This window comes from Marinobacter maroccanus (assembly GCF_002933275.1).
Classification (GTDB): Bacteria; Pseudomonadota; Gammaproteobacteria; order Pseudomonadales; family Oleiphilaceae; genus Marinobacter; species Marinobacter maroccanus.
This window is the reverse complement of record NZ_PSSX01000008.1, coordinates 131563-145281: the sequence shown is the minus strand read 5'-3', so window position 1 is coordinate 145281 and position 13719 is coordinate 131563. Positions and strand designations below refer to the sequence as shown.

The window sequence follows — 13719 nt, the reverse complement described above, 5'->3', positions numbered from 1 at the left end:
TGCCCCGACTGGCGGTCACTTCATCTCGAAGCCGCATTTGCGCAGGAAGTCGCGCATGTGTGGCCGCAGTTTCGAGGTGAACAGCGGCTTCAGCTGCTCGGACCAGGTGGTGTCCTTGTTGCCACCGGTGCGTTCCCGATAGTACTCGTTCATGGTGCGATCAAACCCGGCAACGAGCTCCTCGTCCCGGGCGTCGGAGTAGTCGTCTTCCCGGAGAATGGCTTCCACCGGCAGTCGAGGCTTCACCTCCGGATTCTGGTCCGGGTAGCCCAGGCACATACCAAACACCGGATAGACATGCTCCGGCAGCCGCAGTATCTCGCTGATCTCCGCCGGGTTGTTCCGTATGCCCCCGATATAGCACAGCCCGAGCCCCTCGGATTCCGCGGCGATCGCCACATTCTGGGCCATCAGGCTGGTGTCGATGGTGGCTACCAGTAACTGTTCCGTCATCCCTCGCACCACCTCGGCCCCGGCTCGCCCCGCGGCATCGGTTGAACGCCGCATGTCGGCACAGAACACCAGAAAGTCCGAACAGTCGGCGATGTAGCTCTGGCCACCGGCCAGCTCCGCGATTTTCCGGCGGTTGTCCGGATCAATCACGTGAATGATCGAGTAGGCCTGCACATGATTCGAGGTGGCGGCGCACTGGCCGGCGCGAATCAGCTCCCTGAGCAGGTCGTGCGGAATTTTTTCACCGGTGAATTTACGAATAGAGCGGTGGGATTTAAGAAGTTCTATGGTTGGATTCATGGGGTCTCGCAGTGAGTTCATGGATGTCGTGCCAATCTGTGACAATTATCATACCAAATGCTACATAGCAGGTGCGCAGGCTCAGAAGTTAAGCTGATACGCTGAAAAAGCCATTATCAAGCCTGGAATGCCGTGCGTTTATGGACCTGAACATGCACCTGCCAACGCTGCTGGTCACGTCGGTCATGATTAACCTCCTGATCGGAGGGATGCTGTGGGCGATCTACCACCTGCGCCACCGGGAACGCTGTTTTCTGCTTTGGGCACTCGCCTGTCTGAGTTTCGTAATGGGTACCGCGCTAGCGGTGACCAATGAGCTGGCCGCCGCCCCGGGGATTTTCGTTTTTATCGCCCATCTCGTTCTTGGGGGTTCCCCGTTGTTGGTGCTTGCAGGAATACACGCACTGGTGGATTTGCCAATAGTGGGCACCAGAAGGTCGTCCCGTATAATCTATGGTGCCTCTCTACTCTATCTTTTCGGCCTGGCTGTCGGTACTGGATGGGATCCGCTTGTTGCCAGATTCCTGACTGCGCTGTTCTCGGCATTGGTCTTCAGTCTGGCGATCTACCGGCTGGGCTCGATTGAGCGCAGGCCCAGACTGCCTCTTCGCATTCTGCAAACGCTGTTCGGCATTCACGGTACGCTGATGATGGCCCAGGTGCTGGTGATCACAGTGTCCGTGAGCGGAAGCACACAGCTCGATCTCCAGGTGCTGCTGAAACTGATTCTGGTGAACCACCTGTTGCTGGTGAGCGCTACGGCCATGGCGCTTCCGTTGCTGGCGTTTACTCGTGCCGAACAGGCTCTGGTCGCGCTGGCGGAGCGGGACGGGCTTACCCAGCTGTTCAATCGCCGGGCGTTTTACCGGGAGGGCAAGCTGGCGTTTAAAAAAGCCCGGGAAGAGGGAAAACTGATTACTGTCCTCATGATAGACCTGGACCACTTCAAGCAGATCAACGACCGCTGGGGGCACGCTACTGGCGACGAGGTGCTGAGAATCGTGGCGAACCTGATGAAAGCCGAACTCCGGGATGACGACATCATTGGACGTGTGGGCGGGGAGGAGTTTGCTGCCGTGCTGCGCAACAACAACCGTGAGGCGATCGAGGCCGTAACCGGGCGCCTGTTGCAACGAATTTTTGAGGCTGGCCGAGAAGTCGATGGTATTCCGGTCCACCTGTCTGCAAGCATCGGGGGTGCCTCTCTTACACAGGAGCATGGCAACTTCCAGCACATCATGGTTTCAGCGGACAAAGCCCTTTACCGGGCAAAACGCGACGGCCGCAACCGCGCTGTATTTGTGCCAGCGTCAGCGGCCGCGAAACCCTTACGGCCGCTTGGCCAGAAACGCCGACACGCCTTCGGCGAAATCCTCGGTCCGGGTCATTTCAAGGAACGCCGCGCGCTCTGCCTCCAGATGGTCGGCCAGCTGGTCGCCGTTGGCCCGATCAATCAGTTGGCGAAAGGCCCCGTAGGCCCGGGTTGGTCCCTGGGCTACTTTTTCGATCATACGATTCAGCCGGTTCTCGAATTCGCCGTCAGGGGCAATGTCGTTGACCATGCCCCAGTCCCTCGCTTCCGCTGCACTCAGGGTGCGCCCGAGCAACATCAGCTCCGCCGCCCGGCCAGCGCCAAGTTTGTGAGCCAGGGCCCAGCTGCCCCCGCAATCTGGAACCGCACCAATACCGTTGTAGGCCACCAGGAATTTCGCGCCTTCCTCGGCGATCACCAGATCGGCCATCAGCGTGAGACTGAGCCCTGCGCCGGCGGCTATGCCCCGGACCGCAGCGATTACAGGCGCATCCATGCTGCGAAGGAGCAGGACGGCGGGATTGACGGCATCCAGGATCGCGCTGATGGCTGCCCCTGCCTGCTCCGACGTGCCGGCCATGCTGGATACATCACCACCGGCCATGAACGCTCGTCCTGCGCCCGTAAGAACGATACAGCGAACACCGGAAAGCTTGTTGATTTCTTGAACCGCCTCGAGAAAGGCTTTGGCCAGGGGCACATTGATGGCGTTCAGGGCCTCCGGGCGATTGAAGGTTAATCTGGCCACACCGGTTTCGGTATCAAATGCGGTTGTTACCAGCGTGTCTGTCATGGTCAATTGCCCTCCCGATACCGCAGGTCTGAAGATCCGAAACCTGCGTACTGATTATTGCTGTCTGTCGGGTAACAGGATAGAGGGGTTTGCCTAATGTTGCCTGAATGGACTACTTTAAAACTTGATCGGGGCTAACCCCCGGCTATAAGAAACAACAAAAATTACAATCATCTTCGGGCGTGAGATGGGTATTGTCAGGGCGTATTCGCGTGCCTGTGTACCCGGCGCCAGGGGTGCCGGGAGGTAGTGTGAGCATCCTTGAAATCAGCAACCTGTCTCTGTCGTTTGGTGGTGTGAAGGCGCTGCAGGACGTGAGCTTTCGGGTGCCTGAGAACACCGTAACCACCATTATCGGCCCGAATGGCGCCGGTAAAACTTCGTTATTCAATTGCATCTCCGGCTTCTACAAACCCCAGCAGGGCACCATCCGCTATCAGGGGCAGCCTCTGCCGGGCAGTATCAAGCCGCCGAAACGAGCCGCACTGGGTCTGGCCCGAACCTTCCAGAATATTGCCCTGTTCCGGGGTATGACCGTACTCGATAACATCAAACTCGGCGCCCATGTGCACATGAAGAGCGGTCTGCTCAGCGCTCTGGCCTATTTCGGCCCGGCCCGGCGTGAGGAAATGGAAGTCCGTAAAGAGGTGGAAGAACGGATTATCGACTTTCTGGAAATTGATCACATTCGCCGCCAACCGGTGGCGAGTCTTTCCTACGGTCTTCAGAAGCGTGTCGAGCTGGCCCGGGCGCTGGCCATGCAGCCTAAAGTATTGATGCTGGATGAGCCGGTGGCGGGTATGAACCGGGAAGAGAAGGAGGACATGGCCCGGTTTATTCTCGACATCCGTGAGGAGTGGGGCGTCACCGTGCTTATGGTGGAACATGATATGGGCATGGTAATGGACATTTCCGACCACATTGCCGTGCTGAATTTTGGCCAGGTGATCACCGAGGGTCTGCCGGCGGATGTTCAGAACAATCCCGAAGTCATCAAGGCGTACCTGGGCAACAGCGACATCGATAGCCTGCGGAAGAAGCTCAATGCCGAAGGGGAGGCCGCCTGATGGATTGGTTGTTCTTCGGCGAAATCAGCTTGGCCGGTCTGGCCATGGGTGGGCTTTACGCGCTGATCGCCCTGGGCTTTGTCATCATCTACAAGGCCACGAGGGTCATCAATTTCGCCATCGGCGAGATCATGATGTTCGCCGCCTACCTGTTCCTGGCGTTTGCCGGCGGCATGGAAATGTCGCCCTGGATTGCGCTCCCGCTGGCTGTTATCGGCGGCAGTATTCTGGGCGGTGTGATCGAAAAGACCATGATCCGGCCAATGCTGGGCGAGTCGCCAATTTCGGTGGTGATGGTGACCATCGGTATCGCCAGCATCCTGGTGGGCCTGGTGGAGTTCATCTGGACGGCCGATCCCCAGCTGCTGCCCAATTTCCTGCCCAGGGAGCCGGTGTTCATTGGTGAGCTGTATCTGGCGCCCAAAATCGCCTACGGCTTTCTCATTGGTTCCGCCCTGCTGATCATCTACCTGTTGTACTTCCGGTTCTCCCGGGGTGGCGTGGCCCTGAGAGCCACTGCCTCGGATCAGGCGGCGGCCTATTCCATGGGCATCAACGTGCGCCGGGTCTTCAACATGGCGTGGGTGTTCGGCTCTCTCGCGGCGTCACTGGCCGGTGTGCTGGTGGCGGCCACCGGTGGGCTGAGCCCGCAATTCGGGATCATCGGCCTGAGTGTGCTGGTGGTGGTGATTGTTGGAGGGTTGGACAGCATTCTCGGAGCCCTGGTGGCCGGCGTGTTCATCGGCTGGCTGGAGACAGTGGCCGGTGCCTATCTCGGCGGTGAATACCGGATGCCGGCAACTTTCCTGGTGCTGGCAGTCATCCTGGTGATCCGCCCCTACGGCCTATTCGGCACCCACGAAATAGAGCGAGTTTAAGATGCGCATCGGTGACGCAAAACAGAGTTACGAGGCCGATGAGGCAATCTGGACCAGCCAGACCCAGAAACTGTGGCTGGGATTCTTCCTGCTGATCTTGCTGGTATTCCCTTTTGTGGTGGACTCCTACCTGCTGTACCTGGGGTGCCTGGTTGGCATCGCCGTGATCAGTACTACCGGCCTGAATATCCTGACCGGTTTTACCGGGCTGATTTCCCTCGGGCAGGCCGGGTTTATGGGGGTGGGCGCCTATACCGTTGCCTGGCTGTCGATAAATACCGCACTGCCATTCCCGGTGACACTGGTGTTGGCCGGTCTGATGGCCGCCGCCGTCGGTATTCTGGTGGGGCTCCCTTCGCTACGCGTGAAGGGACTGTATCTGGCCATTGCGACTCTGGCGGCGAGCGTGTTCCTGCATTTCATCTTCGCCGAGTGGGAATCGGTAACCGGTGGGATGGGCGGCCTGAGCCTGGAGCCGGCGCACCTGTTCGGGCTCACGTTCCAGAGCGATTTCAGCATGTATTTCATCATCGTACCGCTGGCAGTGCTGATGGTGCTGGCGGCCAGGAACGTGTTCCGAACCCGGATTGGCCGGGCGTTTATCGCCATCCGTGACCGGGATATTTCTGCCGAGATTCTCGGGATTAACCTGCTGCGCTACAAGCTGATGTCTTTTGCCCTGAGTTCTTTTTACGCAGGGGTAGCCGGCGGTCTGTTTGCCTACTTCTATCGGGTGGTGACTCCGGAGAGTTTTCCGCTTTCCATGTCCATTTTCTATCTGGCGGCTGTGATTGTCGGCGGCATGGGTAATCTGCTGGGTGGCATTCTCGGGGCTGCCTTCATGACCCTGGTACCGGAAGCTCTGAAACTGCTGACCGCCGCGCTGACGCCTTTCTATCCCAACGCACCGGTGTTCATGTCGCCGATGCTGGAAATCATCTTTGGTGCCCTGATCGTGGGCTTTCTGATCTTTGAACCCCATGGCCTGGCGGAGATCTGGCACCGTATCCGCCGTTTCTTCCGCCTGTGGCCATTCAAGAATTAATCGTGTTTCAACGGGTTCGCTACCAGGAACCCACGCACCACCAACAACAAGAAGCAGCAAGGAGAAGAAACATGTTCAGAAACATCCTCGAAAAAGGTCGCCGGCTTGCCGGGCTTGGTAGCCTGGTCGCTGCGTTGACAGTCGCTGCCCCCGCGATGGCACAGGATAAGGAGCCCATCGTGTTCGGCGGCTCCATTCCGCTCTCCGGTGTCTTTGCGTTTGCCGGTATTCACATCCACGCGGGTCTGACCGACTACACCAACTGGATCAACAGCCAGGGCGGCATCAATGGCCATCCGGTAAAATATGTCATGGAAGACACCGCCTACGAGGTGGACCGATCGGTCGCAGCGTTCAAGAAGATTTCCGGCAGCAGCTCCCCGGCTACCTATTATGGTGACAGCACCGGTTTCATGAAGGCGATTGCCTCGGAGCTCAACAGCCAGGGCAACACCCTGATGAGCGGTGCGTCGTTCGCCACCGTGCTGACTGACAACGAAACCTATCCGTACCAGTTCATTCCCGGACCCAACTACAGCCAGATGTTCGGGATTATCCTCGAGTATATTGCGTCTCAGGGTGAAGGCGGCGATATGCCCAACGTCGCGTTTGTCTACAGCGATACCGAATTTGGCAAGGATCCGATCGAAAATGGCAAAGCCCGCGCCGCCGAGCTGGGGATTGAAGTGGTGGAAGAGATCGTCACCAAGCCCGGCAGTGTGGACGTCTCGGCTGAGGTTCTGAAACTGCGCCGGGTGCGCCCGGATTACGTGGTGTTCCACGGCTACGTGCTGTCACCGATCAACGAGTTCATGGTGCAGATGCGTCAGATGGGTCTGGATACCCAGTTCATGGGCACCTTCTGGTCCTCTGACAAACTCATCATCGACAAGATGGGGGCAGATGCCGATGGTTACATGGGCGTGATGCCCTACAACTACTACGACAGCGAGGAAAGCGGCCCGATGCTGGATGCCCTTCGGGCCCAGGCAGAGAAGAGCGACCCCGAAGCGGGCTACCGTCCCACCGGTTACATGCAGGGTTGGTTCAACGCCATGGTCTGGACCGAAGTGGTCAAGCGCACCCTGGATGCCGGTAAAGAGCTGACCGGGGATAACATGGCAGAGGCCCTGGCCTCCATTGAGGACTGGGACACCGGCGGTATCATCGGGATTCCGGTTACCGTGCGCGACATGTCCTTCCCGGTGGGCCGTATCTGGCGGGTAAACGCGGACGAAGGCCGCTATGAGCCGGTATCGGACTGGATTCACCTCGACTGAGGGGCTGTATGGAAGCCTTACTGGAAATTGACAATATCGAGGTGGTCTACAACAAGTCAGTGCAGGTCCTTCGGGGCCTGTCACTGCGGGTGCCGAAGGGTGCCATTGTGGCGCTCCTTGGCTCCAACGGTGCCGGTAAATCCACCACCCTGAAAAGCGTCTCCGGGCTGCTGACCCTGGAAGACGGCGAGGTGACCGCCGGTGAAGTCCGTTTTAAGGGCCAGGATGTGAAAGGCACACCCCCTGAAAAGCTGGTGCGCAACGGGCTATTCCACGTGATGGAAGGGCGGCGGGTGTTTGAGGACCTCACGGTGGAAGAAAACCTGATAGCCGCCACCTACGCCCTCAGTGGCAGCAAGCCGTCCCTCAGTGACAGCTACGAACTGGTCTATAACTACTTTCCCCGCCTGAAGGAGCGCCGCAAACAGCTGGCCGGCTACCTGTCCGGGGGCGAGCAGCAGATGTTGGCCCTGGGCCGGGCGCTGATCGCCCAGCCAGACCTGATCATGCTGGATGAACCGTCCCTGGGCCTGGCCCCGCTGCTGGTGGAGGAGATTTTTACCATCGTGGCCAGAATCAATCGGGAACAGGGCACTGCCATTCTTCTGGTGGAACAGAACGCCGCGGTGTCGCTGGCCATTGCCTCCTATGGCTACATCATGGAGAACGGCAAGATCGTGATCGACGGCCCGGCGGACAAGCTTACGGCCAATGAGGATGTTCAGGAATTCTATCTGGGTGTGGGTGGCAAGGAAGGTGAGGCCCGCAGTTATCGAGACATCAAGCACTACAAACGCCGTAAACGGTGGCTATCATGACAATGCCTTCCATACCTGAACTCACGCTCACCCAAATGCTTCGGGCTCACGCACTCGAGCGACCGGACGCCCTTGCTCTGCGCCAGAAAGATTTCGGTATCTGGCAGGCCTATTCCTGGCAGGATTACTACCGGCGGGCCCGGCATTTCGGGCTGGGTCTGCGCGCCATGGGGCTTGAGCCAGGCGGCCATGTGGCCATCATCTCGGAAAACCGGGTGGAGTGGGTCATTGGTCAGATGGGGATCGGCCTGGTTCAGGGCATTTGTGTCGGCGTCTATCCCACCAGCCCATGGAACGAAGTGGCTTACGTGCTGGAGCACAGCGACGCAGAGTTCGTGATCTGTGAAGACCAGGAACAGACGGACAAGGTGCTGGAAGCCTGGCCAGAGCTGCCAAAGCTGAAGCATTGCATTGCCATTGATATGAAAGGCCTGCGTTATTACCCGAAGCCGCCGTCGGCGTTCGAGGACATCGAGGCCCGCGGCCGGGAGTTTGAAAAGCAGCATCCCGGGTTGGTGGATGAGTTGCTGGATAGCCAGCAAATGGATGACACCGCCCTGATGATCTACACCTCCGGCTCCACCGGTCGACCGAAAGGCGCCATGATCAGTTGGCAGAACCTGCATGCGGCGGCGCCGGGACTGATTGAGCTGTTGCAGGCCGATGAACATGGATCCAGCCTCTCCTACCTGCCCCTGTGCCATGTTGCAGAACAGGCCTTTACCAATATTGCGCCGGTTTATGTGGGCAGTACGGTCAGCTTTGGTGAGAGCCTGCGGACCATTCAGGAAGATTTGCGGGAAATTGCGCCGACCTTTTTCCTGGGGGTACCGAGGATCTGGGAGAAGCTGCATTCTTCCATTTACATCAAGATCCAGGAGACCGGGCGGTTCCGACAGGCGTTATTCAACTGGGCCATCCGCGTGTGTTCACCCATGGCCACGAAGCCCAGAACGCAGTGGAGTCTGAAGGAACGCTGCCTGTACGGCGTGAGCTACTGGCTGGTGCTCCGCGCGTTGCAGAACTTTATCGGCCTGCGCCGATGCTCCATCGCGCTTACCGGGGCGGCGCCCATTTCCACGGGCATTCTCGAATTCTTCCGCACCATTGGCATTCCCCTGGTGGAAGTCTATGGCCAGACGGAAAGTACCGGTGTTGCCACGGCGCAGCTGATTGACGATGTGCATCTGGGAACGGTTGGGGTGGCTGTTTCCGGTGTCGAGGTAAAGCTCGGGGAACACAACGAGATCATCATGCGTGGTGGCAGCATGTTCAAGGGTTATTACAAGAACGACGAGGCCACGGCTTCAACCCTGAAGGATGGCTGGCTGCACACCGGCGACGTGGGTGAATGGCGGGACGGCCAACTCAAGATTGTCGACCGGCTGAAAGACATCATGATCACGGCTGGCGGCAAGAACCTGTCACCGACGGAGATCGAGAACACCATCAAGGCCAGTCCCTATATCAAGGAGTGCATTGTCATAGGGGAGGCCAGAAAGTATGTGTCCGCGTTGATCCAGATTGACTTCGACACGGTGGCCAAATGGGCGGAGCAGGAGCGGATTGCCTACACCACGTTCCGGAGCCTGACCGAGCAGGATCGGGTGAACGAGCTGATCCAGAACGAGGTAAACCGGGGTAATGAACAGCTGCCGCAAGTGGCTCAGATCAAGCGCTTCCACCTGCTTACCAAGGAACTGGATCACGACGACGACGAAGTGACGGCCACCATGAAGGTGCGCCGGAGCAACATCTACGAGAAATACACCGACGTGATCGAATCGCTTTACGCCTGAGAGTGAGGCGGCCTAGAAACGGGCGCCTTCTTCCACCCGGATGCGTTCCATATACTGGGTCAGTGCGGCATTGAGTACCGCCAAAACCAGGAACAACAGGATGCCCTTGGGCACCAGGGCGTGGATTTCCGGGTTGGGCGCGGTGCTGGCGGTTACCAGGACCAGGCCCAGGATATTGCGGGCCAGGCGCACGGTAAGCATGGCGCAGAGATACCCGGACTGGAATGCCGTTTCAGCGCCTTTGAGTAAACGACCAAAGGCCGGCATCAGGTGCACGGTGTTGAGCAACAGGACAGAAAAGATAATTAACTGAAGAGCACTGAAAATGGTCATGACCAGAGACTACCAAACGACACAGCTGGTTAAAAAACGGCCGGAATTATCCCTGATTGGACAGATTTAATCCAGTTCAGGGCGCGGTTGTTTAATAACTGCTGTTCAGAAGGTCGTGGTAGTCACTTCGAAATCGTTGGAAACTCAGGTAGTTATTCCTGTGGTCCACCAAACCTGCTGAATTGAACGCTTCCACAAAGGCCCCGGACTCTCCCGTGCTGACCTCGCCATAGAAACCGCCGTCCCAGTCCAGCACCTGAACCATTTCCAGCAAAACCGTCATCGCCAGTGGGCCATTGGCCTTTTCCAGGTAGCGGTAGGCCAGGCCGTAATGCTCGAAGCGATACGGGGCGTTTGCAGCATCAATCGGAGTCACATCCCAGAGAGGGTCGTAGTCATAGTGCTGGTAGACCGGGGCAATGGGTTCGCCTGCAACGACAACGGACTGCCCTTCCGCAAACCAGTAGGGAAGCAGGCTGTAACTGGCATCATATCGGGAAAGGTTTTCCTGGATGAAATGGGCCAGCTCATGGGCCACAATCTGGCCGGTCTCATAAGGCCACTGGCCGTAATACGGATTGAAGGCCACGGCGCCCATTGAGGCTGAAACAAACTCGGTGTGTGGCACCTCGGGGCTGAGGCATCCGACCACCTGTCGGGGGTAGGGGGCAGCAGCGCTGCGGTCCTCGACAAAATCGGACCAGCGTAACTGGAACCGGCTCAGCACGCCGTCGATCCGCCGTTCAAGCTCCGAGGCGGCAGCCCGGAATGAGGTCTCGCTGTAAGCCGGCGAGCCATAGACCCGTACCCGACCACTGTGGGTTTCGAAATACAGAGATTCGCCTCGGCAGGCTTCAGCGTCGCTGGCCAATGCCCAGGAATTCGTGGGGTAGTGCCGGCCGGTATCCCGTGCGTCGTAAAACAGGCCGGAAACGAAGCCACCGGAATCCGGGTAATGATGATCGTCTGAAGTAGTGACCTTGCAGCCGGTCAGGCCCATCACGAGAACACTGAGTATCAGCACCGCTTTGCTGGTTGCCATAAACCACTCCTGAATTGGATCCTGTTGTCCGGAATGATCGCAGGGTTATCCGGATGGCTCCGTCAACAGGGTGTAAAAATCAGGTAAAGCGAGCCAGGAGAAACTCCTGTTCGCAGTGACAAAGGGCTGAACTGCACTCTGGCTTCAGGAAATCGCCATGCCAGCCAATTCGGCATGAATCATCTTTTCCAGAGCCTGGGCGGAAGGTGACAGCGAGCGAGAGGCCTGTTTGATGATGCCAATCTGGCGTACCAGTTTCGGTTCACTCAGCGGAACGAAGCAAAGCTTGTCGTTGGCCACGGGGAAGGCGAGGCGCGGGAGCGTGGTGATGCCACTGCCGGCTTCCAGCATGGCAAGCAGGGAAATCATGTTGGAGATAAAGAAGTCGTTGTTGTCGACCAGGCTGGCGGCGGCCGTGTGCTTCAGAAGCCGGGAAGTGCCGTTGGCAATAAAACGCTCCTCTGTCAGCTCCTGCCATTTCAGCCTTTGCCTTCCCGCCAGAGGATGGTCCTTGCGCATGACCACGCCCACGTTATCCTCGAAAAGCGGGCTGAAGGCCAGGGCTTCATCCTGGACCCACATGCTGCTGATTCCAAGATCCACTTCACCATTGGCCACCAGTCGACAGACGAATTCTGCGTTTTCATCATGAAGATTGATGTTGATGTCGGGGTACTGGGCGACGAAAGCTGCGAGAAATTCAGGCATCAGCCGGCTGGCAACCGAGGGTACCGTGGCTAGCGTCACCCGCCCCTGGTGCCCTTTGGCCATCTGTTGAAGTTCGCTTGCCAGCCTGTCGTGCTGGTTGATCAGCTCCCGGAATCTGGGCAGGCAATAATCGCCAAACGGGGTTAATTGCCCTTTGTGAGTCTTCTCGAACAGGGGCTGGCCCAGCTTTTCTTCCAAATCACCAATGGCCATGGAGAGTGCCGGCTGGCTCCGATGGAGTTTCAGGGCTGCGCCGTGAAAGCTGCCTTCTTCCCGTACCGCCAATACGTAGCGTAGAGGCTGAATCTTGAGTTCGATCGACATTTGCACACGCCCCAGTCTGTTTCCTCTTTAAGGTATAAGAAAAACTTACTAAAAACACGATATTTTTGATTATCCTTATTTATCTGGAGCATCTAGGCTTGGGGGATCATATAAGGAGGAACCCATGCCAAATTCACACGCACTTTATATCGGCGGCGAGTGGGTTGCAGGCGCCCATGCTGCCCAGCCCAACCAGAACCCTTCAGACCTGAGCGACACTATCGGCCACTATGACCAGGCCAGCGCTGAGCAGGTAAAGCAAGCCATCAGTGCGGCACAGGCTGGCCAGAAAATCTGGGCAGAAACCGCTCTGGAGGCCCGCTACAGCGTGTTGATGGCAATTGGCAATGAGCTGATCGCCCGCAAGGATGAGCTCGGTGAGCTTTTGTCCAGAGAAGAGGGCAAGCCCCTGGCAGAAGGCAAGGGTGAGGTCTATCGCTCCGGACAATTCTTCCAGTACTACGCAGCTGAAGTGCTTCGACAGATCGATGACCGGGTCGCTTCGGTGCGCCCCGGCGTTGAGATAGAGACCCGTCGCGAACCGCTGGGTGTGGTTGGCGTGATCAGCCCCTGGAACTTCCCCATGGCCACCGCGGTCTGGAAGATTGCGCCCGCCCTGGCGTTTGGCAATGCTGTGGTGTTCAAGCCCGCCAATCTGGTGCCTGCCAGTGCCTGGGCGCTGACAGAAATTATCAGCCGCCAGAATCTGCCAGCGGGCACCTTCAATCTGGTGACCGGCAATGGCCGCGAAGCCGGCGAAGCCTTGATCACCAGCCGCCATGTGCAGGCGATTACCTTTACCGGATCCCTTGAGGTCGGTCAGCGGGTAGCGTCGGCTACCGCCGCCAACCTGGTGAAATGCCAGCTGGAAATGGGTTCGAAGAATGCCCTGATCGTGCTCGACGATGCCGATCTGGATCTGGCGGTGGAAGCGGCCTTCGCCGGCGCCTACTCCGGGTCCGGGCAGAAGTGCACGGCGTCTTCCCGACTGATTGTTGTGGATGCTGTACACGACCAGTTCGTGCACAAGCTGACGGCGAAGCTGGCCGGCGCAAAAGTTGGCCCGGCTCTGTCCGACGGCACCGCTATCGGCCCGATAGCCAGCAAGAGCCAGCTGGAAGCCAATCAACGCTGGGTCAGCGTGGCGCTGGAAGAGGGCGCGACCATGGCCTTCGGTGGTGACCACGTCAACGTGGATGCAGACGGTTATTACATGCAGCCGGTGCTGTTCACCAACACCACCAACAACATGAGCATCAACCGCGATGAAGTGTTCGGTCCCGTTGCCTGTGTCATTCGGGTTCCGGATTACGACGCGGCATTGGCGACTCTGAACGATACCAATTACGGCCTCACCGCCGGCCTGATTACCCGCTCCCTGCAACGCGCCTCTGACTTCAAGGCCCGGGCCGAGACCGGTTGTGTAATGGTGAACCTGGCGACTGCTGGCACCGATTATCACGTGCCGTTCGGTGGCAGAAAGGACTCCAGCTTCGGGCCCCGGGAACAGGGCCAGTATGCTCGTGAGTTCTATACGGTGATCAAAACCTGTTACACCAAGGCCTGA

At 58.2% G+C, this 13719-nt stretch carries 12 protein-coding genes and 1 pseudogene; 8 read left to right on the top strand and 5 right to left on the bottom strand.

The window, feature by feature from the left end; genetic code table 11:
• Positions 1-15: 15 nt before the first annotated feature.
• Positions 16-753, bottom strand: a complete 738-nt coding sequence (gene nfsA, locus KEHDKFFH_RS11180; RefSeq protein WP_104321997.1) for an oxygen-insensitive NADPH nitroreductase — start codon at positions 751-753, stop codon at positions 16-18.
• A gap of 140 nt (positions 754-893) precedes the next feature.
• Here nfsA and KEHDKFFH_RS20535 point away from each other — a divergent pair.
• Positions 894-2039, top strand: a pseudogene (locus tag KEHDKFFH_RS20535) (GGDEF domain-containing protein); the annotation flags it as partial.
• 42 nt (positions 2040-2081) lie between these two features.
• Here KEHDKFFH_RS20535 and KEHDKFFH_RS11170 read toward each other — a convergent pair.
• Complete coding sequence (locus KEHDKFFH_RS11170) at positions 2082-2858, bottom strand: enoyl-CoA hydratase/isomerase family protein (RefSeq protein ID WP_104322016.1); 777 nt, start codon at positions 2856-2858, stop codon at positions 2082-2084.
• Between the two features lie 251 nt (positions 2859-3109).
• Between KEHDKFFH_RS11170 and KEHDKFFH_RS11165 the strand changes: the two genes are divergently transcribed.
• The 6 genes from KEHDKFFH_RS11165 (at position 3110) to KEHDKFFH_RS11140 (ending at position 9745) form a co-directional block, all read left to right on the top strand.
• A complete protein-coding gene (locus KEHDKFFH_RS11165; protein WP_104321996.1) occupies positions 3110-3925 on the top strand; it encodes an ABC transporter ATP-binding protein in 816 nt (271 codons plus the stop codon).
• On the top strand, positions 3925-4803 hold the full coding sequence (locus KEHDKFFH_RS11160) for a branched-chain amino acid ABC transporter permease (protein ID WP_104321995.1): 879 nt from the start codon (positions 3925-3927) through the stop codon (positions 4801-4803). The genes KEHDKFFH_RS11165 and KEHDKFFH_RS11160 overlap by 1 nt, the downstream gene beginning before the upstream one ends.
• Position 4804: 1 nt before the next feature.
• Positions 4805-5848, top strand: coding sequence for a branched-chain amino acid ABC transporter permease (locus KEHDKFFH_RS11155; RefSeq protein WP_104321994.1), 1044 nt, complete (start codon positions 4805-4807; stop codon positions 5846-5848).
• A 71-nt stretch (positions 5849-5919) separates the two neighbouring features.
• Positions 5920-7128 (top strand): ABC transporter substrate-binding protein, encoded by a 1209-nt coding sequence (locus KEHDKFFH_RS11150; protein ID WP_104321993.1) that lies wholly within the window; start codon positions 5920-5922, stop codon positions 7126-7128.
• An 8-nt stretch (positions 7129-7136) separates the two neighbouring features.
• On the top strand, positions 7137-7946 hold the full coding sequence (locus KEHDKFFH_RS11145) for an ABC transporter ATP-binding protein (RefSeq protein ID WP_104321992.1): 810 nt from the start codon (positions 7137-7139) through the stop codon (positions 7944-7946).
• Positions 7943-9745 carry an AMP-dependent synthetase/ligase gene (locus KEHDKFFH_RS11140; protein ID WP_104321991.1) on the top strand — a complete coding sequence of 601 codons (1803 nt, stop codon included), beginning with the start codon at positions 7943-7945 and terminating at the stop codon, positions 9743-9745. Before KEHDKFFH_RS11145 ends, KEHDKFFH_RS11140 begins: the two co-directional genes overlap by 4 nt.
• Before the next feature lie 12 nt (positions 9746-9757).
• Here the strand turns inward: KEHDKFFH_RS11140 and KEHDKFFH_RS11135 are convergent, their stop codons facing one another.
• The 3 genes from KEHDKFFH_RS11135 to KEHDKFFH_RS11125 all read right to left on the bottom strand — a co-directional run bounded on the left by KEHDKFFH_RS11135 (position 9758) and on the right by KEHDKFFH_RS11125 (position 12152).
• On the bottom strand, positions 9758-10078 hold the full coding sequence (locus KEHDKFFH_RS11135; protein ID WP_104321990.1) for a hypothetical protein: 321 nt from the start codon (positions 10076-10078) through the stop codon (positions 9758-9760).
• Positions 10079-10169: 91 nt separating this feature from the next.
• The gene (locus KEHDKFFH_RS11130; RefSeq protein WP_104321989.1) at positions 10170-11120 is read right to left on the bottom strand and encodes a hypothetical protein; all 951 of its coding nucleotides are present in this window, start codon (positions 11118-11120) and stop codon (positions 10170-10172) included.
• Between the two features lie 144 nt (positions 11121-11264).
• Complete coding sequence (locus KEHDKFFH_RS11125; RefSeq protein WP_104321988.1) at positions 11265-12152, bottom strand: LysR family transcriptional regulator; 888 nt, start codon at positions 12150-12152, stop codon at positions 11265-11267.
• A 124-nt stretch (positions 12153-12276) separates the two neighbouring features.
• Here KEHDKFFH_RS11125 and KEHDKFFH_RS11120 point away from each other — a divergent pair, with 124 nt between their 5' ends.
• Positions 12277-13719, top strand: a complete 1443-nt coding sequence (locus tag KEHDKFFH_RS11120) for an aldehyde dehydrogenase family protein (protein WP_104321987.1) — start codon at positions 12277-12279, stop codon at positions 13717-13719.

Bases quoted from the DNA above. Each gene is read 5' to 3' on its own strand.
- KEHDKFFH_RS11140 (WP_104321991.1), top strand. From the start codon at position 7,943: ATGACAATGCCTTCCATACCTGAACTCACGCTCACCCAAATGCTTCGG.
- KEHDKFFH_RS11130 (WP_104321989.1), bottom strand. From the start codon at position 11,120: ATGGCAACCAGCAAAGCGGTGCTGATACTCAGTGTTCTCGTGATGGGC.
- KEHDKFFH_RS11170 (WP_104322016.1), bottom strand. From the start codon at position 2,858: ATGACAGACACGCTGGTAACAACCGCATTTGATACCGAAACCGGTGTG.
- KEHDKFFH_RS11135 (WP_104321990.1), bottom strand. From the start codon at position 10,078: ATGACCATTTTCAGTGCTCTTCAGTTAATTATCTTTTCTGTCCTGTTG.
- KEHDKFFH_RS11155 (WP_104321994.1), top strand. From the start codon at position 4,805: ATGCGCATCGGTGACGCAAAACAGAGTTACGAGGCCGATGAGGCAATC.
- KEHDKFFH_RS11120 (WP_104321987.1), top strand. From the start codon at position 12,277: ATGCCAAATTCACACGCACTTTATATCGGCGGCGAGTGGGTTGCAGGC.
- KEHDKFFH_RS11160 (WP_104321995.1), top strand. From the start codon at position 3,925: ATGGATTGGTTGTTCTTCGGCGAAATCAGCTTGGCCGGTCTGGCCATG.
- KEHDKFFH_RS11125 (WP_104321988.1), bottom strand. From the start codon at position 12,152: ATGTCGATCGAACTCAAGATTCAGCCTCTACGCTACGTATTGGCGGTA.
- nfsA (WP_104321997.1), bottom strand. From the start codon at position 753: ATGAATCCAACCATAGAACTTCTTAAATCCCACCGCTCTATTCGTAAA.
- KEHDKFFH_RS11145 (WP_104321992.1), top strand. From the start codon at position 7,137: ATGGAAGCCTTACTGGAAATTGACAATATCGAGGTGGTCTACAACAAG.
- KEHDKFFH_RS11150 (WP_104321993.1), top strand. From the start codon at position 5,920: ATGTTCAGAAACATCCTCGAAAAAGGTCGCCGGCTTGCCGGGCTTGGT.